Source organism: Enterovirga rhinocerotis (assembly GCF_004363955.1).
Taxonomy (GTDB): domain Bacteria; phylum Pseudomonadota; class Alphaproteobacteria; order Rhizobiales; family Beijerinckiaceae; genus Enterovirga; species Enterovirga rhinocerotis.
The window spans coordinates 27,626-47,736 of sequence record NZ_SNZR01000013.1 but is presented as its reverse complement, the minus strand read 5'-3'; the positions used below and the strand labels follow the sequence as shown (position 1 = coordinate 47,736).

Genomic DNA, 20,111 nt, shown 5'->3' with positions numbered 1-20,111 from the left:
GTCATGCCGAACACAGAGCAGGAGGGTGGGATGTCGCGTCGTGCCGGGACCGTCGCCGGGTTAGCCCTGGGCTTCATCGCCAGTCTCGTCGTTCCGACGGCCCGGGCCGAAAGTCCTGCTCTCGCGAAGATCAAGAAGACGGGTGCGATCACGCTCGGCTACCGGGAATCCTCGATCCCCTTCTCGTATCTCGACCAGAACCAGAAGCCGGTCGGCTTCTCGATCGATCTGTGCGCGCCGGTCGTGGAGCGCATCCGAAGCGAGCTGAAGCTCGACAAGCTGGAGGTGAAGCTTCAGCCGGTGAACTCCTCGAACCGCATCCCCCTCATCCAGAACGGCACGATCGACATCGAATGCGGGGGCACGTCGAGCAGCCTCGCTCGCTTGAAGCAGGTCTCCTTCACGGTCGCGACATTCGTCAGTTCTCCTCGCTGGCTGACCAAGCGCTCGCTCGGCATCGCCGACATGAAGGGCCTCGACGGCAAGACGATCGCCGTCACACAAGGGTCGAACGCAGCCGGCTTCGCGCAGGCCTTCAAGGCCAAGGGCGCGACGTTCGAGATCGTCCAGGCGCGCGATCACGCCGAGTCGCTGCTGATGGTGCAGACGGGACGCGCCGCAGCGTTCCTGGAGGACGATATCCTGCTCGCGGGCCTCAAGGCGCGCGCGCCGAACAAGGACGACCTCGTCTTCCTGCCCGAGACGTTCGACAGCGTTCCCTACGGCCTGATGCTGCCGAGGGGCGACAGCGAATTCAAGGCGCTGGCCGATGGCGTACTGAAGGAGATGATGGCCTCGGGCGCCTTCATGACCCTCTACGACAAGTGGTTCCAATCGCCGATCGCGCCGTATGGCGACAACCTCAACTTCCCGCCGAGCGAGGCGCTGAAGGAGCGCATTGCCAAGCCGAGCGACAAGGTCGATAGCTGACCCGTCCCGTACTCGCCTGATGGGGGTCGGCTTGGTACGACGCCCCGGAATACCGATGGGAGACGACACCTCGTCTCCCATTTCCCGCGTGTTCGCCGTCCTCGAACTCGCCGCCTCCGCCGGCTCGATCTCAGTTGCCCAGGTCGTCGAGGTGCTGGGCATCCCACGGCCGACGGCGCATCGCATCGTGGCGACGCTCGAAGGGATGGGCTACCTCCAGAAGCTGCCGGGCCGTTCGGGCTATGGCCCTGCCCCGCGCCTCGTCGGCCTCGCCTCAGACATCATGAGCGCCACGGTCGTCTACGCGCCGCTGCAGCTCGCCCTCTCCGATCTCGCCCGCCGCACCGGCGAGACGTGCAGCATCGCCATGCTCGCGGGCGGCGAGGTCGAATACATCGCGAGCGCCTACGGAAACTCGCCCCTGACCCTGCAATTCCAGGCCGGGCAGCGCACGCCCGTCCATTGTACCTCGAGCGGGCGCATCTTCCTCGCCAACATGTCCGAGGAGCGGCTGTCACGCTTCCTCGCGACCGGCCCGTGGCAGGGGATCACGCCGCACACGATCACCGATCCCAAGGCGTTGCGGGAGGAGCTGCTGCTGATCCGCCGCCAGGGCTACGCCACCAACGATTCCGAGTTCATCGTCGGCGTCGTCGGCGCCGCCGTGCCCGTCCGCAGCGAGGACGACCGCATCCTCGCCGTGCTGACCATCTCCGCGCCGAAGATCAGGATGACGCTGGAGAGGCTGACCGGCTTCGTCCCCGCCATGCGCAGCGCCGCCGCCCGGATCGCGCGGGCGATCTGAGCCGCCCCCTAGTCCAGCAGCAGCGCCACCTCCGCGGAGGGGCGGCCGGCGGGCCGGGCCGCCTCGCCGCCGTCGCGAGGGAGGAAGCGACCGGAGCCGGGCTCGGCGGCGAGCCGGCCATCCTCGACGAGGATGCGGCCGCGGCCGAGGACCGTCTCCGGCCAGCCGCGCACGATGCGGCCGTCATAGGGCGTGTAGCCCGACGCGTCGTGCACCGTTTCGGCGCCGATCGTGACCTCGCGGTCGGGGTTCCAGATGGCGATGTCGGCATCGGCGCCGATCGCGATCGAGCCCTTGTTCGGCAGGTTGTAGATGCGCGCCGGGGCCGTGGATGTCAGCTCGACGAACTTGTTGAGCCCGAGCCGGCCCTTCGAGACCATGGCGTCGAACATCACCGGCAAGCGCAGCTCGACCCCCGGCATCCCGTTCGCGATCTGCTTGAAGCTCGGCGAGGGGCCGGCGGAGAACTTGCCGGTCTCGTCGAGCTTGTAGGGCGCATGGTCGGAGGAGACGATCTGCAGGTCGCCGAGCTCGAGCGCGCGCCACAGCGCCTCCTGGTCGCGCTCGGTGCGGATGGGCGGGCTGCACATCCAGCGCGCGCCGTCGAGGCCGGGCTTGTCGAGATCGGCCGCGGTCATGAAGAGATACTGGGTGCAGGTCTCGGCGAAGAGCTTGACGCCCCGTCCGCGCGCCCGCCTGACGACCTCCGCCCCCTCGGCGGTCGAGACGTGGAAGACCATCACGGGCTGGTCGAGCGTCTGCGAGGCCCAGGCGAGCCGTTCGATCGCCTCGGCCTCGGCCGCGCGCGGATGCGAGGGCGCATGGTATTTCGGATGGGTGAAGCCCTTCTCGAGGAGGCGCTTGCCCATCCACGAGATCATGCCGTTGTTCTCGCAATGGACGCAGACGAGTGCACCGCTCTTGCGGGCCGCCCAGAGGACGTCGAGCAGTTCCTCGTCGTCGACCTTCAGCCGGTCATAGGTCATGAAGACCTTGAGAGAGGAATGGCCGGTCGCGACGAGATCGGGCACGTCCCCTTTCAGCGTCTCCTCGGTCGGGTTCGCGATGGCGAGGTGGTAGGCGTAGTCGACGACGGCGCCCGCCTTCGCAAGAGCCTGATAATCCTCGACGACCTGCTTCATCGCCATGCCGCGATGCTGGGCGGCGAAGGCGATGACGGTCGTCGTGCCACCGAAGGCCGCCGCCGTGGTCGCGCTCTGCCACGTATCGGCGTTGAGGAGGCCGTTCGCCGAGAGCTGTTCGATATGGCAATGCGGATCGATGCCGCCCGGCAGGACGAGCTTGCCTCCCGCGTCGATCTCGCGCGCTCCCTTCGGCAGGCCCCGCCCGATCGCGGCGATCTCCTGGCCGGCGATCGCGACATCCGCCTCCATCACGTCCGAGGCGGTCGCGACGGTGCCGCCGCGGATGACGAGGTCGTAGGGGGCTTCGCTCATGAGGGGCTCCAATCGGTGATGCGCCTTCGGTTGCCGAAGGGGCCGCGCAGCGTCAACTCCCGGCGGAGGCCGAGGGTGGCCCGGCGGGAGCGGCCCGCCCCCGTTCGGAGAGCCAGATGCCGCCGAGCACGAAGGCCAGCCCCGCGGCGTGATACAGCGCGAAGGTCTCTCCGAGGATCGCGACACCAAGGATAGCCGCCGCGATTGGCATCAGGTTCAGGAACAGACCGGCCCGAGCCGGCCCGATCAGCGCGACACCGCGCATGAAGGCGACCTGGCTGAGGAACGAAGGCACGAGCCCGATGAACAGCACCAGCGCCCAGCCCCGCGCATCCGGCCACACGAAGCTGCCGTGCCAGGCCTCGATCAGGGGCAGCGGCAGGGCGACGAGGAGGGACGCGAGCGTCATGCCCGCGAACAGGACGAGCGGATCGAGCGCCGGGCGCCGCCGCAGCGCCACCGTGTAGCCGGAATAGAAGAGCGCCGCGGCGAGGATGCCGAGATCACCCAGATTGAAGGAGAGGCTCCGGATCGTGTCCCACGAACCGCGGCTCGCCACGATCACGACCCCGACGAGCGTCACAGCGACGCCGGCGCCCTGCCACGCGGTGAACCGCGAGCCGAAGGCGATGAAGCCGCCCGCCAGGATCAGCGCGGGCGAGACGCCCTGGATCACGCCCATGTTCACGGCGCTCGTGTAATGCGCGGCCGAGTAGAAGAGGGCGCTGAACAGCGTGTAGCCGCATGCTCCCATCGCCAGGATGTAACGCCAGTGCGGCAAGGCTTGCCGCCAGTTCTCGCTGAGGGTCCGCCGCGCGAAGAGCCCGAGGACAATGAGGACCACCAGCACCCGCAGGACCACGATCGCCATCGGCGAGACGTGCCCCACCGCGAGCCGACCGGCGACCGCCGTCGCGGCCCAGCCGACCATCGCGACTGGCAGGAGCAGATAGGGCTGCTCCGTCAGGAGCGCGAGCAGCCGCGGGGAGGGCACCCGGCCCGGCGGATCAGACACCGGCCGGCTTCCGCTCGGCGAGCCAGATGCCGCCCAGGACGAGGGCGAGGCCCGCAGCATGATAGAGGCCGAAATGCTCGCCGAGCAGCAGCACGCCGAGCAGCGCGGCGACGACCGGCACGAGATTCATGAAAAGGCCCGCGCGATTCGGCCCGATCAGTTGGACGGCCCGCATGAAGGCCAACTGGCACAGGAGCGAGGGGAGGAGCGCGATATAGATCATCAGCGCCCAGCCCCGCAGATCTGGAAACAAGGCGTCGCCGCGAGCCATTTCCAGTCCGACGAGGGGGATGGAGGTCACGAAGGCGGCCGACGCCATCGCGGTGAAGAAGGCGATCGGCGACAAGGCAGGCCGCTGCCGCAGGGCGACGGTATAGCCGGCATACAGGACGGACCCCGCGATGATGCCGAGATCGCCGATGTTGAACGCCATGGTGCGTAGAACCTCGAGAGACCCGCGGCTCGCGACGACCGCCACTCCGACGAGCGTCACCACGACCCCGACCGCCTGCGGGAGCCCGATCCTCGTGCGATAGGCGACAAAGGCGAAGGTCATCACGAGCACGGGTGTCACGCCCTGGAGAACGCCCATATTCACCGCGCTCGTATGATGCGCCGCCCAATAGAAGATGGCGTTGAAGATCGTGTAGCCGAGCCCGCCCATGCAGAAGAGGTAGCGCCAGTGGCGCGCGATGATCGGCCATTCGGCGCGCAGAGCCCGGCTCGCCAGCGTACCCAGAAGAAGCATCACCACGAGCCAGCGCAGCGACACGATCACCATGGGCGACATGTGACCGACCGACAGCCGGCCGGCGACGGCGTTGCCGGCCCAGCCGATCGTCGCCAGGCTGAGCAGCAGATAGGGCCGGCCCGTCAGGGCGGCCAGGATCCCCGCGAGCGCTCCCATGATCCTCGCTTACGAGGCCCCGCGCCCCGGCTCAATCGTGCACTCGCGCAACCCTGCCCCCCGCGTCGGAGGGCGCGGCCTAGCCCCTGCGCACGGGGCGTCGCCGTCCGCTTTTCAGAGCCTGATACCGCGCGATGATTTATTCTCGAGCGGCGTATTATCGTTCAGAAATATTGCACAATCACCCATGACGAGATGATATTCCGCCGACAGTGTTATCGCCGCTCCAGTCTGGTTTCGGGATTCATCGTTGGCTTGCTTCCCGTTGCATGCTAGCCGGGCCGCATGACCGGGATCACTCCGGCTTTATTTGGGGGGAATTATGACCAATCGTACTGCTCCGAGCGGAGCAGCGCGCTTCGGCCGCGTCGCCACGGCATCCATCCTGACCACGTTATGGCTGACCGGGGCCGCCATGGCCCAGGAGCCGGTCCGCATCGGCATCATCACCGACATGAGCGGCCCCTACTCCTCCCTGGCGGGACCGGGCGTCGTCATCGGCACCAGGATGGCGATCGAGGAATTCGGCGGAAAGGTCCTCGGCCGACCGATCGAGGTGCTGAGCGCCGATAGCGGGTTGAAGGCGGATATTTCGGTCTCGCGGGCGCGCGAATGGTACGACCAGCACGCTGTCCAGATGATCATCGAGGCGTCGGATTCGGCCTCGGCCGTCGCCCTTCAGAAGCTCGGCGAAAGCAAGAAGCGGATCAGCTTCCTCCATTCCGGCACGACCGCCCTCACCAATGCCGATTGCTCGCCCTACGGCATCCATTACGCATTCGACACCTATTCCATGGCGGGCGGAGCGGCGCGCGCCGCGGTCAAGGCGGGCGGCAAGAGTTGGTACTTCGTCACGGCCGACTACGTCTTCGGGAAGTCTCTCGAGGGCGACGCCGCCAAGATCGTCAAGGAACTCGGCGGCACGATCACCGGCAGCGTCCGCCATCCTCTGAACGCGCCCGACTTCGCGTCCTATCTGCTCTCAGCCCAGCAATCGAAGGCGCAGGTCGTGGCGCTCGCCAATGCGGGCCGGGACGCCCAGAACGCCGTCAAACAGGCGGCCGAGTTCGGGCTCGGGCGAAACCAGACCATCGTCCCGCTTCTGATGTTCGACACCGACATCGTCGGGCTCGGCCTCAAGGTCGCTCAGGGCATGGAACTCGCGACCGCCTTCTACTGGGACCTGGACGACAGGAGCCGCGCCTTCTCCAAGGCCTTCACGGCGATCCACAAGAGCCCGCCGACCATGAACCATGCCGGCGCCTATTCGGCGACGCTGCAATATCTGAAGGCGGTGGAAGCGGTCGGCTCGCTCGATCCCGACCGGATCATGGCTCATCTCAGGTCGGTGAAGCTGGAGGATGCCTTCTCGCGCAACGGGCGCGTCCGCGTCGACGGCCGGATGGTGCACGACATCTACCATGTGCGCGTGAAGACGCCCGAGAAATCGACCGGCCCGCACGACATCTTCAAGGTCCTGGCGACGATCGAGGGCGATGACGCCTTCATGCCGCTCGCGGACAGCACCTGTCGCCTCGTCAAGAAGTGAGGCGGCGCCGAGGGCCGGGCTTCGGTCCGGCCCTCAGGCGAGCCCGCCCATTTCGCGGATCACCGCCCATTCCTCGTCGGTGACCGGCTGCACCGAGAGGCGCGAATTGTTGATGAGGATCATCGTGGCGAGGCGCGGCTCCTTCTTCGCGTCGTCGAGCGTCACCGGCCGCTTCATCGGCTCGACCGCCTTGAGGTCGACCATGCCGAACCGGCCCGAGGCATCGGTGTGGTCGGGGTAGTATTCCTTGATGACCTCGACGATGCCGACGATCGCCTTGCCCTCGTTGGAATGATAGAAGAATCCGCGCTCGCCGATCTTCATCGCCATCAGGTTCAGCTTGGCGGAATGATTGCGCACCCCCGTCCATGGGGTTCCCTTAGCACCCGCCGCCACCTGCTCGTCCCAGGACCAGGCGGACGGCTCCGACTTGTACAGCCAATGTGCCATGAAGGGCTCCCGTTCAGGCGAGTTCGGATTTGAGCGGCCGCGCCATGAGCGCCGAGACGGTATCCGAAACGGAGCGGCGGCCGGCAAGGACGTCCGCCACCGCCTCGGCGATGGGCATCTCGACGCCCCGTGCCCGGGCGAGGCCGAGCAGGGCTTCGGCCGTGAAGGCGCCTTCGGCGAGCTTTCCCTCCGCAGCTTCCTCCGGCGTCGCGCCCTGGCCGAGGCGAAGCCCGAAGGCGAAGTTGCGCGACTGCGGCGAGGAGCACGACATCACGACGTCGCCGAGCCCGGAAAGGCCCATCAGCGTCGCGGGCGAGGCGCCATGGGCATCGGCGAAGCGCCGGAGCTCCGCGAAGCCCCGCGCGACGATGGCCGCCCGCGCGCTCTCGCCGAGGCTCCGGCCGGCGACGATCCCGGCCGCGATGGCGAGGACGTTCTTGGCCGCGCCGCCGATCTCGACGCCCCGCACGTCCGTCGCGTGGTAGACGCGGAGCGTCGGACCCGACAGGGCCGCGGCGAGTTCGGCAGCCAGGGCCTCGTCCGAGCAGGCGAGCGTCAGCGCGGTCGGTAGCCCCGCCCCCATATCCTGCGCGAAAGACGGGCCCGAGAGCACCGCGCAGGGCGAGGCGGCCCGCAGCGACGCAGCGACGTCGCTCAGGAACGAGCCCGTCGACCGCTCGATCCCCTTGGCGCAGATCACGATGGGGCAGCCCCGCCGGAGGGCGATGCCCGGCGCCTCGAGGGCCGCGCGGAGGGACTGGGCCGGAACGGCGAAGAGCGCCGCCTCGGCATCGGCGAGGGCCGCCGGATCGGCCGTCGGATGCACAGCCGGGCGCAGCGCAATGCCCGGCAGGCGCGGGTTCACGCGCGTCGCTGCGATCTCCGTGGCCGCTGCCGCATCGCGCAGCCACAGCACCACCTCGCATCCGGCGAGCGCCGCCGCATTGGCGAGGGCCGTGCCGAAGGCGCCCCCACCGATCACCGCGATCCGTCTCATGACGCGGGCGGCGCCGCCTCGAGTTCGGCGAGCGGCCAGCGCGGCCGGGCGGCGGCCGTCATGTCGTCGGTGAGGCCGAGGCGCAGGCGTTCCAGCCCCGCCCAGGCGATGATGGCGCCGTTGTCGCCGCAGAGCGGCAGCGGCGGCGCGACGAGGCGGAGACCCGCCTCCCCTGCAAGCCGCGCCAGCGCATCGCGGATCGCACCGTTCGCCGCGACCCCGCCGGCCGCGACGAGCGCGGTCGGCCGGCCGACGCGCTCGCGGAAATCGCGCAGCGCGACGCGGGTCCGGTCCTCGATCACGTCGACCACGGCCGCCTGGAAGCCTGCACACAGATCGGCGATGTCGGTCCCGGTCAGCGGTGCGACCTTCTCGGCCTCGATGCGGAGCGCCGTCTTGAGGCCGGAGAGCGAGAAATCGGGCTTCGGCCGCCCCATCATCGGACGCGGCAGCGCAAAGCGCTCCGGATCGCCCCGCCGGGCCTCGCGCTCGACCTCGGGACCGCCCGGATAGGCCAGGCCCAAGAGCTTGGCCACCTTGTCGAAGGCTTCGCCCAAAGCGTCGTCGATCGTCGTGCCGAGGCGGATATGATCGCCGACGCCGCGCACCGCGACGAGCTGCGTGTGGCCGCCCGAGGCAAGGAGGAGGAGATAGGGAAAGGCGACCTCGTCGGTCAGCCGCGGGGTCAGGGCGTGCGCCTCGAGATGGTTCACCGCGATCAGCGGCTTTCGCGCGACGAGGGCCAGCGTCTTGGCGGTGGTCAGCCCGACGAGGAGCCCGCCGATCAGGCCCGGCCCGGCCGCCGCCGCGATGCCGTCGACCTGGTCGAGCGTGACGTCCGCCGCCCTCAACGCCCGGGCGATCAACCGGTCGATCGCCTCGACATGGGCACGCGCCGCGATCTCGGGCACGACCCCGCCATAGCCCGCATGTTCGGCGATCTGGCTGAAGACCTCGTTCGACAGGATCACGCCGCGGCCATCGTCGCCGCTGGCGACCACCGCCGCCGCCGTTTCGTCGCAGGTTGTCTCGATCCCGAGGACGCGCATCGATCTCTTCGCCGCAGCCCCTTCGACGGAAGGGCACTCTCCGCCTATACGGGGCCGGTCCCACCGCGCAAGGCCGGCCTCGCATCCGGCCCGGAGCCGTCATGTCCGAACCCTCCCCTCTCGTCATCGGCACGCGCGCGAGCCCGCTCGCGCTGGCCCAGGCGCGGGAGGTCCAGGCGCGGCTCGCCGCGGAATCGGGGCTGCCGGAGGACGCATTGCCGCTCACACCCATGACCTCGACGGGCGACCGGATCCAGAACCGGGCTCTCTCGGAGGCCGGCGGCAAGGGCCTCTTCACGAAGGAGCTGGACGAGGCGCTCCTCGCCGGGACGATCGACCTCGCGGTCCATTCGGCGAAGGATCTGCCGACCGAATTGCCGCCCGGCCTCGCGATCGCCGGTTACCTGCCGCGCGAGGACGTGCGCGACGTGCTCCTGACCCCGCTCGCGGCCGATCTCGACGGCCTGCCGCCGGGGACGGTCGTCGGCTCGGCCTCGCTCCGCCGCCAGGCGATGGTGCTTCGGGCCCGCCCCGATTGCCGGGTGACGCTGCTGCGCGGGAATGTCGGCACGCGGCTGCGCCGCCTCGAGAGCGGCGAGATGGGCGCCACGCTCCTCGCCCTTGCCGGCCTCAAGCGCCTCGGCCTCGCCCATCTCGCCACGACGATCCTGCCGACAGACAGCTTCCTGCCGGCAGTCGGCCAGGGCGCGATCGCCATCACCATCCGCACCGGCGACGAGCGGGTCGCGCGCGCCCTCGCCCCCCTCTGCGACGCCGCGACCGGCTTCGCCCTTGCGGCCGAGCGCGCCTTCCTCGCCGTCCTCGACGGCTCCTGCCGGACGCCCATCGGCGGCCATGCCACCGTGGAGAAGGGAAGCCTCGCCTTCCGGGGCATCGTGCTCACGCCGGACGGCAAGCGGGCGGAAACCGTCGAACGCGCAGGTGATCCGGCCGATGCCGAGGCGATCGGGCGGGAGGCTGGACGCGACCTCCGCGCGCGGCTCCCGGCCGGGTGGGTCGCGGGCTGAGATGCGGGTTCTCGTCGGACGCCCACCGGACCAGGCCGAGGCGACGGCCCGCGCGCTCGTCGGGCGCGGTCACGAGGCGGTCCTCGCGCCGCTGCTCGCGATCGTGCCGACGGGCCATCCGCCGCACGTTGCGATACCGGCCGCCATCCTCGTGACGAGCGCCAATGCCGTACCGGCGCTCGCGACCCATCTCGGTCGCTTCCGCGACGTCCCGATCCACGCGGTCGGCCCGGCGACGGCTGAGGCCCTGCTGGAAGCCGGGTTCGCGCGCGTGGTGGCCGCTCAGGACGGCAAGACGCTCGCGCGCGCCGTCGGCAAGGCTTTTCCGCGCGGCGCCGCCCTGCTTCGCGTCGCGGGGATCCCGCGCCGCGACGAGCCCGAGGCGTCTCTGCGGCGCGCGGGCTTCGACCTGTCGGTGTGGGAGGTCTACGAGACGCGCACCGTGGCGGTGCTGCCGGACGTCGCCCGCACGGCCCTCGCCGAGGGAAGCCTCGACACGATCCTCCACTATTCCCCCCGCAGCGCCGAGACGCTGGTGAGGCTTGCGGCGGAGGCGGGCCTGGCCGCCGCGCTGCTGAAGCCGGTCCATCTGTGTCTGTCCCGCGCCGTCGCCGCGGCGCTCGACGGCCTCGGACCCATCCGCATCGCGGTGGCGAGACGGCCGGACGAGGCCGCCCTGCTCGACCTGATCGAACGCGCCCATCTCGGGCCGATTGACGCGCGGGCTCGCGCCCGCCTCAAATCGAGTGTTAGACAGGGAACGAATCCGCCCACCGGCACTTCTCAGCCAGCCAAGGACGACGGCCCCTCGATGAGCGATACGCGACGGGATCCCCTGCGGCGGACGCCGCCTACCATCGACCTGAAGGCCGAAGAGGTTGCGGCCAAGGACGCGTCCGCGAAGGACGCGCCCGGCAAGGGCGGGTCGACGACCGCAGCCGGCGGCACGGACGCCTCCGGCAAGCCCGACACGTCCAAGACGCAGCCCCCCGCGACCGCGGGCGCTCAGACGGGCAAGGAAGCCGGCAGCGGTGAGGCCAAGCCCGGCGAGCCCAAACCCGGCGAGGCCAAGCCGCCCGAAGCCAAGAACGTGGCGAGCCCGGCGTCTCCCCCCAAACCGGCCGGCGCGACGCCGTCGGACGGCAAGCCTTCTGCGGGCGGCCCCACGACCAGCGCGAAGCCGGACGACAAGGGCGCGAGCGCGGCTGCCGCCTCCTCCTCGGCGTCCGCCAAGGCCGATACGCCCAAATCCGGCGCGCCATTCTCCTCGACCGCTGCCCCGTCGGCATCGACGGCTGCGGCCTCCTCCTCGTCGGTGCCGGCATCCGGCAAGCCCGGCGCGACGGGCCCGTCGACGTCCTCCGCGGCCTCCTCCACCGCAACGCCCGGCCTCGGAACCAAGCCCGCCGAGGCGCCCGCGACCGGATCGTCGAAGCCCGCGGATGCGGCCTCCTCGGCCAAGGGCCCGTCCTCTCCGGCGAGCGCGGCCGCCACGAGCACAACGAAGCCTTCTTCCGCGACGCCCGCGAGCGGCACCGCCGCGCCCCAGACGCCCGCCACGGACAAGGATCGCACGCCTCCTCCCGCTGCGGCCGAGCCTCGCCGCGGCGGATCGGGCGCCGTCTTCGCGGCGGGCCTCGGCGGCGGCCTTCTCGGCGCGCTGCTGACCGCGGGCGCCCTCCAGTTCCTGCCCAATACCGGCGCCGACGAGCGCCTGGCGGCCCTTGAGCGCCGCATCGCGGAGCCGGGCACGATCGAGCCGCGCATCGCCGCGCTCGAATCCGGCCTGCGGCAGGCGGGCAACGATGCCAAGGCCGCCCGTGCCGCCGCCGAGACGGCCGGGAAACAGGCGGCGGAAGCCCTCGGCCGCCCGGCCGGGACGACCGCCGTCGCCGGCCCCGATCAGGAGGCCCGTGCCTCGATCCAGGCCCTGACCGGCCGCGTCGACGAGACCGCGAAGCGCCTCGACGAGACCGCCGCCGGCGTCGCCGAAGCCGCGAAGAAGGCCGACGAGGCGACAGCCGCCGCCGCACGCTTCGGCCCGATCACCACCAGCATCGGCCAGACGCTCGAAACGCTCGCTGGCAAGACGACGGAAGGCCTCGCCGCGGGCTCGAAGGCGATCGAGGCGCTGAACACCCATGTCCGCAGCCTCCAGACCGATGTCGGGACCCTGAGGACGGGGACCGCGACGCTCGATACACGCAGCGCCGATGCCGAGAAGCGGCTGACGACGCTGACCGATGGCCTCGGACGGGTCTCGGCCGATCTCGCCAAGCTCTCCCCGGCCGCGATCCAGGCCGGGCTCCGCGTCGTCGTCGCCGGCCGGCTGGACGATGCGATGCGCTCCGGCGCACCGCTGAAGCCCGCCATCGCGGCCCTGACGAAGCTCGGGACGGAGCCTGCCCTGCTCGCGCCGCTCCAGCCCTATGCCGAGGCGGCGGCGCCGAGCGCATCGACGCTCGCCGCGGAGTTCAAGCCCCTCGCCGACGCCATGACGGCCGTGCCGGCCCAGCCGGACGAGAGCTGGCTCGACAAGGGTAAGCGCCTCGTCGGCAAGGTCGTGACCGTCCGGGCCATCGGCGACGGCAGCGGCAGCGACGTGCCGGGCCTGATCGCCCGGATCGAGAGCTCCCTCGCGCGCGGCGCGGTCGGCGAGGCCAAGGCCGCCTGGGACAAGCTTCCCGAGGACAAGCGCCGCGTCTCGGCCACCTTCGGCGAACGCCTCGGCGGCCGCGCGGCGGCGGAAGACGCCGCCCGCCGGATCGGCGCACAATCGCTCGCCGCGCTCGACGCGGCCACGCGCTAGGAGCCGGCCCGGGATGGCGCGGGGTCTTCTCTGTCTCGCCGCCACGTGGATGGCGGCGTTTTGCGCGCTGATGCTGGGCGGCCCGTCCAGCGCGGTCTCCGCGACCTGGAGCGGGATGGAGTATTCGGTGGCCCTGACCGGTCCCGTCGTCGGATTTCTGACGCTGTTTCTCTTCTTTCCGGGCATCATCATCGCGATCAGCGGCGGCGACATGCCACCTCTCATCGTTTCGCTTCCCTTTGCCGCCGTCATCGTCGCGGCCGTCTACGCTGGGCTCGCTCGTTCCATGCCGATTGAGACCATGACGCTTGCGTGGCGAGGAGGCAGCTTCTCCGGATCCCTCGCATCGGGCGCCGCGAGCATGGTTGCCTTTGCCTACCTGATCGCGTTTCTCGTCGCCTTGAGCCGGGGCAACCTTCGGCTTTCGTCCGCAACCGGCCGCATGCGCGGTCACACGCGCTAGGAGCCTATCGAACCATGTGGCGCGTCCTTCTCTATCTCGCCCTCGTCGGCCTTGCGGCCTGGGGCGCGGTCTGGCTGGCCAGCAATCCCGAGACCCTCTCGATGACGTGGCGCGGGACCGAGTACTCGGTCTCCCTCGCGGTCGGCGTCACGGGCCTGGTGGCCGCGGCCCTTCTCATCGCCTTCGTCCTCGCGCTGATCCGCGGCGTGATCCGGCTTCCCTTCACGCTGCGGCGCCATGCGCGCGGCCGGAAGGAGAAGCGGGGCTACACGGCCCTCTCGCGCGGCATCGTGGCGGTGGGAGCGGGCGACGTGGTCGCGGCGCGGCGCTATGCGGGCGAGGCCGAGCGGCTGCTCGGGCACCAGCCCCTGGCCCTTCTGCTCAAGGCGCAGGCCGCTCAGGCCTCCGGTGACCGCGACCGGGCCGAGGCGACCTTCCGCGAGATGGCCGGCACGCCCGAGACGCGCGTCCTCGGTCTGCGCGGCCTCTATCTCGAAGCGCGGCGCCGCGGGGACGCGGCGTCGGCGGCCGAGCACGCCGAGGAAGCGGCCAGGATCGCGCCGTCGGTCGGCTGGGCCAGCGACGCGGTGCTCGAAGCCAAATCCGCCGAGGGCGACTGGACCGGTGCCGTGCGCATGATCGAGCGCCGCTCCTCGCTCGGCCTCGTCGACCGCGCCACCTCGCGGCGCCAGCGCGCCGTGCTGCTCACGGCCGATGCGATGCAGCGCGAGGCGAGCGATCCGAACGGCGCTCTCGCCACCGCCGAACAGGCCGCGAAACTCGCTCCCGACCTCGTGCCGGCGGCGACGCTGGCCGGACGGCTGCTCTCCGGCAAGGGCGACCTGAAGCGCGCCGCCAAGATCATCGAAGCCGCCTGGAGCGCCGAACCGCATCCCGATCTCGCCGGCGCCTATCTCAACCTGCGCCCGGGCGATTCGGCCCTCGACCGGATGCGTCGCGCGGAGACGCTGGCGAAGCTGTCGAGCTGGTCGGACGAGGCCCGGTTCGCGGTCGCGCGCGCCGCGATCGAGGCGCGCGATTTCCCGAAGGCGCGCGAGGCGCTGGCGCCCCTGCTCGGCGGCTCCGAGCGGCCGACGGTCCGCCTCTGCATGACGATGGCCGAGATCGAAGGCCGGAGCGGGCAGGCGGGCGCCGCCCGCGAATGGCTCGCCCGTGCCGCCCGCGCCCCGCGGGACAAGGCCTGGATCGCCGACGGCTACGTCTCGGATCGCTGGATGCCGGTCTCGCCGGTCACGGGTCGCCTCGACGCCTTCGTCTGGGAGACGCCGCCGGAAGCGCTCGGCGCGCCTGCCGAGGGGAACGAGGCCGCCTTCTTCGAGCCCGAGGAACCGGAAGCCGAGCTGCCGCCTTTCATCGGACGCACCATCGCGCCGCCCGCTCCGGTCGCGGCGGATCCCGCTCCGAAGGCACCGCCCGCGCCCGAACCCGTTCCGCCGGCCGTTCCGGCACCGGTTTCGACCCCGGCCGCCGCCGCAACCCCTGTCCCGGCCCCTGTCCCGGCCCCTGTTCCGCCGCCCGCCGCGAAGCCGCCGGTGCCGACATCGAAGGCGGGTCCGGCTGCCGAACCTCCGAAGGCCGCCGAGCCCATCAAGCCCGAGCCCCCGGCTCCCGGCAAATCCGCGGAGCCCAAGGACGGTAAGGACGCCAAGGCCCCGGCCGAGATCGCACCGCCCGCCAAGGCCACCGAGACGGCGAAGCCGGATACCCCGAACGGGTCCGGACCGGTCCGGACCCGGCCGGCCGCGGAGCCGGAGCCGGTCGTCTTCCCCGTGCGCCATCCGCCGGACGATCCGGGTCTGGAAGGCGGCGAGGATCGTCGGCAGCGGTTCAGGTTACGCGTGTGATGATCGCCCCCGGCCTCCTCCCCCGAGGCTTTGGGATCGCTGGAGTGAACCTCATGCTTCGGTCACGTCTTCTCGCTGCCGCCCTACTCTCCGCACTCGTGTTGCCGATCGCGGCACAGGCGCAGCAGGCGGCCCCCGCCACGAGCCCCGCGAAACCGGCCCCCGCTGCGCCCGCGACCGCACCGGCCGCGAAGCCGGCGCCAGCTCCCGCTGCCACGCCGGCCGCGACCAAGCTGCTCGACCTCAATTCGGCGACCAAGGAAGAGCTCGAGGCGCTTCCGGGCATCGGTGCCGTCCGCTCCGAGGCCATCATCAAGAACCGGCCCTACCGGGGGAAGGACGACCTCGTCCGCAAGAAGATCGTTCCTCAGAACGTGTACGACCAGATCAAGGACCGGATCATCGCCAAGCAGGCGTGATCCACGCCTCTCGGCGCCGAGAATCCTCTGTAGGTCCCCGGCAGACGGCGCCGGGACGGTTGCGCCATGCTATAGGCTCCGAGGAATCGGGGCCGGACCAGGACGCGTGACCGACAGCGACATCATGGATAGGGCAAACGAACTGGAAGGCGCCTGCCGAGAGCAGGGCCTGCGGATGACCGGCCAGCGGCTGACGATCCTGTCGGTCCTCTCCCGCGCCGACGATCATCCCGACGCCGCCGAGTTGCATCGCCGGGCCGCGGCGATCGATCCCGGCATCTCCATGGCGACCGTCTACCGGACCGTGAAGCTGCTGCAGGACAAGGGGATTCTCGCCCGTCACGCCTTCGCGGACGGCCCCGCCCGCTACGAGAGCGCGGCCCAGGCCCATCACGACCATCTCATCGATATCGAGAGCGGCCGCGTGATCGAGTTCCATTCCCCCGAGATCGAGCGGCTCCAGGAGGAGATCGCCCGCAATCTCGGCTTCCGGATCGTCAGCCACCGGCTCGAGATCTACGCGAAGCCGATCAAGGGGCGGAAGCGGCCGTAGGGGTCGGAACAAGGTCAGGTCGAACCCGACGTTCGACGCCCCCCTGCCCAAGATGCAAGCCCAGGCTCCTCATGCTGAGGTGCTCGCCCGCAGGGCGAGCCTCGAAGCACGCGCGACGATGGTGCGCCCTTCGAGGCTTCGCTTCGCGAAGCGCCTCAGGATGAGGAGGGGGCGAGCTTGCGCTCCGCCCCTTACGCCCGCGCGCGCCGCTTCGGGGCTCGGGTCGCCGTCGGCACCGGCGTCGCCTTCTCGTCGAAGAGCTCGGCCAGCTTCTCCGTCATCGCGCCGCCGAGTTCCTCGGCATCGACGATCGTGACGGCGCGCCGGTAGTAGCGCGTGACGTCGTGGCCGATGCCGATCGCGATCAGCTCCACCGGCGAGCGGTTCTCGATCTCGTCGATGATGTGGCGCAGGTGCCGCTCGAGATAGTTGCCGGCATTCACCGACAGCGTCGAATCGTCGACCGGCGCGCCGTCCGAGATCACCATCAGGATCCGGCGCTGCTCCATGCGGCCGAGCAGGCGCTGATGCGCCCAGTCCAGCGCCTCGCCGTCGATGTTCTCCTTCAGCAGCCCCTCGCGCATCATGAGGCCGAGATTGCGCCGCGCGCGCCGCCAGGGCGCATCCGCGGATTTGTAGACGATGTGGCGCAGGTCGTTCAGGCGGCCGGGACTGGCCGGCTTGCCGCCCTGGAGCCAGCTCTCGCGCGACTGTCCGCCCTTCCAGGCCCGCGTCGTGAAGCCGAGGATCTCGACCTTGACGCCGCAGCGCTCGAGCGTGCGCGCCAGGATGTCGGCGCAGGTGGCCGCGACGGTGATCGGACGGCCCCGCATCGAGCCCGAATTGTCGATCAGGAGGCTCACCACCGTGTCGCGGAAATCGGTGTCCTTCTCCTGCTTGAAGGAGAGGGGCTGCTGCGGGTCGATGACGACACGCGGCAGGCGGGCCGGATCGAGGATGCCCTCCTCGAGATCGAAGTTCCAGGAGCGGTTCTGCTGCGCCAGCAGCCGCCGCTGCAACCGGTTCGCCAGACGGCCGACGACGCCCTGGAGATGCGAGAGCTGCTTGTCGAGATAGGAGCGCAGCCGGGCCAGTTCCTCGGCGTCGCACAGCTCGTCCGCCTCGATCTCCTCGTCGAACTTGGTCGTGAAGGCGTGGTATTCCGGACCGCGGTTCTCGTTGGCGCGGGATGGCGGCGGGCGCCAGGCCTCGGAGGCCTCGTCCGCATCCGATTCCTCCATGTCCTCGGGCATCTCGCCCGTCGGAGCATCGGCGGATTCGGTCGCCCCGTCCTCCAGCTCCTCCGTCGCGTCGTCCTGAAGGTCGATCTCGGCGCGCTCTCCGTCGGCGCGCTCCTCCGCCTCGCCTTCTCCGCCCTCCTGCTGCTCCGAATTGTCGGCGTCGTCCTCGTTCTGGTCGTCCTCGCGGTCGAAAGCCGCATCGTCCGCCATGTCGAGCGAGGACAGCAATTCGCGCACCGATTGCGCGAAGGCGCGCTGATTCTCGAGATTCGACAGAAGGCCGTCGAGATCGGTCCCCGCCTTGTCCTCGATGAAGTCGCGCCAGAGGTCGACGATCTTCTCGGCCGAGGCTGGCGGCTTCCGCCCGGTCAGCCGCTGCCGCACCATGAGGGCGACCGCGTCTTCGAGCGGCGCGTCGGCCCGGTCGGTGATCTCCTCGTAGCGGCCGCCGCGGTGATAGCGGTCCTCGATCATCGCCGAGATGTTCTGGGCGACGCCCTCCATCCGGCGGGAGCCGATGGCCTCGACGCGGGCCTGCTCGACGGCGTCGAACACGGAGCGCGCCGCCTGGGCCTGAGGCGCGAAGCGGCGATGCAGGGCCGCGTCGTGACAGGCGAGGCGCAGAGCCATTGAATCGGCGTGACCGCGCACGATGGCGACGTCTTCCGGGCTGACCTTGCGCGGCGGCTCGGGCAGCCGCGCCCGCTCACCGGACAGCGAGGGCCGGTCGGGCGCGTAGGTGACTTCGAGCTCGGGCCTGTGCGCGATGGCGCGCAGGCAGGCCGCGATCGAGCGCTTGAGGGGCTCGTTCGGCGGCTCCCGCCGTTCGCCCGGCTTGCGGTTCGAGATCGTCATGTGGACAGACGCTGTGCGAGTTCCGTCAGGCTGCCGGCGGCGACGTCGACGGGAACCAGAGGCTGGGTCTCGCCCGTGCCCGGCCCATGCTCGTCGGGGCGCGCGATATGAGCCGTCCGGAGCCCGCACTCGGCGGCGGCCGCGAGGTCGTAGGAATGGGCGGCCACCATCATGCAGCGCTCCGGCGGGAGCCCGAGCGCTTCGGCCGCCGCGAGATAGACCGCCGGCTTCGGCTTGTAGTCCCGCGCGATCTCGGCCCCGAGGATCGCGTCCCAGACGAAGCCGTTCTTCCGGGCGAGGTCGACCATCAGGCCGATATTGCCGTTCGAGACCGGCGCGAGCCGGAACTTCCGGCGCAGGCGGGAGAGGCCGAACTCGACGTCCGGCCAGGCGTCCAGCCGGTGCCAGAGGAGGTTGAGCTGTACCCGGGCATCCTCAGCCAAGTCGGTCAACCCGAAGCGAGGCAGGATGCGCTCGAGGTTTTCGCGGTGAAGCAGATCGAGCTTCACGTAGCCGCGATCCCCCTTGCGCACGCCCTCCATGCCGGGCTGGTACTCGTCCCGCCAGGCATCGGCGAAGGCGAAGCCGTCGATCTCCCGCCCGATGATCGGCGGCGCGTCGCGCGCGATCGAGCCGCGCCAGTCGACCAGCGTCCCGAACACGTCGAAGAACAGAGCCCCGACCTCGGGCACCGCGTCCCCCTCGCCTGCCTCAGCCATGGGGGCTCCGTCTCAGCTCAGCGCGACGTTGACGGCGCTCTCCGGCAATTCCTTGCCGAAGGTGCGCTGGTAGAACTCGGCGACGAGGGAGCGTTCGAGCTCGTCGCACTTGTTGAGGAAGGTCAGCCGGAAGGCGAAGCCGACATCCGAGAAGATCTCGGCATTCTCCGCCCAGGTGATCACCGTGCGCGGCGACATCACCGTCGAGAGGTCGCCGTTGATGAAGGCGTTGCGGGTGAGGTCGGCGAGCCGGACCATCTTGCCGACGATGTCCCGGCCCTCGGGGTTCCGATAGTGGTGCGCCTTGGACAGGACGATGCCGACCTCGACGTCGTGCGGCAGGTAGTTGAGCGTCGTCACGATCGACCAGCGATCCATCTGCGCCTGGTTGATCTGCTGCGTGCCGTGATAGAGGCCCGAGGTGTCGCCGAGCCCGACCGTGTTGGCCGTCGCGAAGAGCCTGAAGGCGGGGTGGGGACGAATGACCCGGCTCTGGTCGAGCAGGGTCAGGCGGCCCGAGGATTCGAGCACGCGCTGGATCACGAACATCACGTCCGGCCGGCCGGCATCGTATTCGTCGAAGACGAGCGCGACGTTGTTCTGGTAGGCCCAGGGCAGGATGCCGTCGCGGAACTCCGTGACCTGCTTGCCCTCCTTGAGGACGATCGCGTCCTTGCCGACGAGGTCGATCCGGGAGACGTGGCTGTCGAGGTTGATGCGGACGCAGGGCCAGTTCAGCCGCGCCGCGACCTGCTCGATATGAGTCGACTTGCCGGTGCCGTGATAGCCCGTGACCATCACGCGCCGGTTCCGCGAGAAGCCGGCAAGGATGGCGAGCGTCGTCGGGGGATCGAAGATGTAGTCCGGATCGGTATCCGGGACGTGGCTCTCCGACGTGGAAAAGGCGGGAACTTCGAGGTCGGTATCGATTCCGAAGACCTGGCGGACGGACACCTTCATGTCCGGAACGGCCGGAGGGGCATCGGTTGTCATCAGCATC

Annotated in this window: 17 protein-coding genes and 1 pseudogene; 9 read left to right on the top strand and 9 right to left on the bottom strand. The window is 70.3% G+C overall.

Features of this window, described 5'->3' with window-relative positions; genetic code table 11:
- The first annotated feature begins 30 nt into the window (after positions 1–30).
- Together EV668_RS11970 and EV668_RS11965 are read left to right on the top strand one after the other, a co-directional pair.
- Entirely contained in the window at positions 31–930 is a 900-nt protein-coding gene (locus EV668_RS11970) for an amino acid ABC transporter substrate-binding protein (RefSeq protein ID WP_133770301.1), read from the top strand.
- 55 nt (positions 931–985) lie between these two features.
- The gene (locus EV668_RS11965; protein ID WP_166652439.1) at positions 986–1,735 is read left to right on the top strand and encodes an IclR family transcriptional regulator; all 750 of its coding nucleotides are present in this window, start codon (positions 986–988) and stop codon (positions 1,733–1,735) included.
- An 8-nt stretch (positions 1,736–1,743) separates the two neighbouring features.
- Here EV668_RS11965 and hydA read toward each other — a convergent pair whose 3' ends face one another.
- From hydA to EV668_RS11950, 3 genes are read right to left on the bottom strand one after another with little or no spacing between them, the layout of a single operon-like run.
- Entirely contained in the window at positions 1,744–3,192 is a 1,449-nt protein-coding gene (hydA, locus tag EV668_RS11960; RefSeq protein WP_133770297.1) for a dihydropyrimidinase, read from the bottom strand.
- 52 nt (positions 3,193–3,244) lie between these two features.
- Positions 3,245–4,207, bottom strand: a complete 963-nt coding sequence (locus tag EV668_RS11955; protein ID WP_208111526.1) for a DMT family transporter — start codon at positions 4,205–4,207, stop codon at positions 3,245–3,247.
- Positions 4,200–5,114: a DMT family transporter gene (locus EV668_RS11950; RefSeq protein ID WP_133770293.1), complete on the bottom strand. Its 915-nt coding sequence runs from the start codon at positions 5,112–5,114 to the stop codon at positions 4,200–4,202. Before EV668_RS11950 ends, EV668_RS11955 begins: the two co-directional genes overlap by 8 nt.
- Before the next feature lie 322 nt (positions 5,115–5,436).
- Here EV668_RS11950 and EV668_RS11945 point away from each other — a divergent pair, with 322 nt between their 5' ends.
- The gene (locus EV668_RS11945) at positions 5,437–6,663 is read left to right on the top strand and encodes an ABC transporter substrate-binding protein (RefSeq protein WP_133770291.1); all 1,227 of its coding nucleotides are present in this window, start codon (positions 5,437–5,439) and stop codon (positions 6,661–6,663) included.
- 33 nt (positions 6,664–6,696) lie between these two features.
- Here the strand turns inward: EV668_RS11945 and EV668_RS11940 are convergent, their stop codons facing one another.
- From EV668_RS11940 to tsaD, 3 genes are read right to left on the bottom strand one after another with little or no spacing between them, the layout of a single operon-like run.
- Positions 6,697–7,113 carry an EVE domain-containing protein gene (locus EV668_RS11940; RefSeq protein ID WP_133770289.1) on the bottom strand — a complete coding sequence of 139 codons (417 nt, stop codon included), beginning with the start codon at positions 7,111–7,113 and terminating at the stop codon, positions 6,697–6,699.
- Positions 7,114–7,126: 13 nt separating this feature from the next.
- Positions 7,127–8,110 carry an NAD(P)H-dependent glycerol-3-phosphate dehydrogenase gene (locus EV668_RS11935; RefSeq protein WP_133770287.1) on the bottom strand — a complete coding sequence of 328 codons (984 nt, stop codon included), beginning with the start codon at positions 8,108–8,110 and terminating at the stop codon, positions 7,127–7,129.
- A complete protein-coding gene (gene tsaD / locus EV668_RS11930; protein WP_133770285.1) occupies positions 8,107–9,159 on the bottom strand; it encodes a tRNA (adenosine(37)-N6)-threonylcarbamoyltransferase complex transferase subunit TsaD in 1,053 nt (350 codons plus the stop codon). Before tsaD ends, EV668_RS11935 begins: the two co-directional genes overlap by 4 nt.
- Positions 9,160–9,260: 101 nt before the next feature.
- Here tsaD and hemC point away from each other — a divergent pair, with 101 nt between their 5' ends.
- The 6 genes and pseudogenes from hemC (at position 9,261) to EV668_RS11900 (ending at position 16,296) form a co-directional block, all read left to right on the top strand.
- Complete coding sequence (hemC, locus tag EV668_RS11925; protein ID WP_133770283.1) at positions 9,261–10,187, top strand: hydroxymethylbilane synthase; 927 nt, start codon at positions 9,261–9,263, stop codon at positions 10,185–10,187.
- Between the two features lies 1 nt (position 10,188).
- A complete protein-coding gene (locus EV668_RS11920; RefSeq protein ID WP_166652438.1) occupies positions 10,189–12,996 on the top strand; it encodes a uroporphyrinogen-III synthase in 2,808 nt (935 codons plus the stop codon).
- Positions 12,997–13,009: 13 nt separating this feature from the next.
- Complete coding sequence (locus EV668_RS11915) at positions 13,010–13,459, top strand: hypothetical protein (protein ID WP_133770279.1); 450 nt, start codon at positions 13,010–13,012, stop codon at positions 13,457–13,459.
- Positions 13,460–13,473: 14 nt separating this feature from the next.
- Positions 13,474–14,991: pseudogene (locus tag EV668_RS11910) on the top strand (heme biosynthesis HemY N-terminal domain-containing protein); the annotation flags it as partial.
- Positions 14,992–15,377: 386 nt separating this feature from the next.
- Positions 15,378–15,743 (top strand): ComEA family DNA-binding protein, encoded by a 366-nt coding sequence (locus tag EV668_RS11905; RefSeq protein ID WP_133770275.1) that lies wholly within the window; start codon positions 15,378–15,380, stop codon positions 15,741–15,743.
- A 124-nt stretch (positions 15,744–15,867) separates the two neighbouring features.
- On the top strand, positions 15,868–16,296 hold the full coding sequence (locus tag EV668_RS11900) for a Fur family transcriptional regulator (RefSeq protein ID WP_133771954.1): 429 nt from the start codon (positions 15,868–15,870) through the stop codon (positions 16,294–16,296).
- Between the two features lie 191 nt (positions 16,297–16,487).
- Here the strand turns inward: EV668_RS11900 and cobT are convergent, their stop codons facing one another.
- The 3 genes from cobT to cobS are packed head-to-tail and all read right to left on the bottom strand — an operon-like array spanning position 16,488 to position 20,110.
- Positions 16,488–18,392 (bottom strand): cobaltochelatase subunit CobT, encoded by a 1,905-nt coding sequence (gene cobT / locus EV668_RS11895; RefSeq protein ID WP_133770273.1) that lies wholly within the window; start codon positions 18,390–18,392, stop codon positions 16,488–16,490.
- On the bottom strand, positions 18,389–19,111 hold the full coding sequence (locus EV668_RS11890) for a haloacid dehalogenase type II (RefSeq protein ID WP_133770271.1): 723 nt from the start codon (positions 19,109–19,111) through the stop codon (positions 18,389–18,391). Before EV668_RS11890 ends, cobT begins: the two co-directional genes overlap by 4 nt.
- A gap of 12 nt (positions 19,112–19,123) precedes the next feature.
- Positions 19,124–20,110 (bottom strand): cobaltochelatase subunit CobS, encoded by a 987-nt coding sequence (cobS, locus tag EV668_RS11885; RefSeq protein WP_133770269.1) that lies wholly within the window; start codon positions 20,108–20,110, stop codon positions 19,124–19,126.
- Position 20,111: the final 1 nt, after the last annotated feature.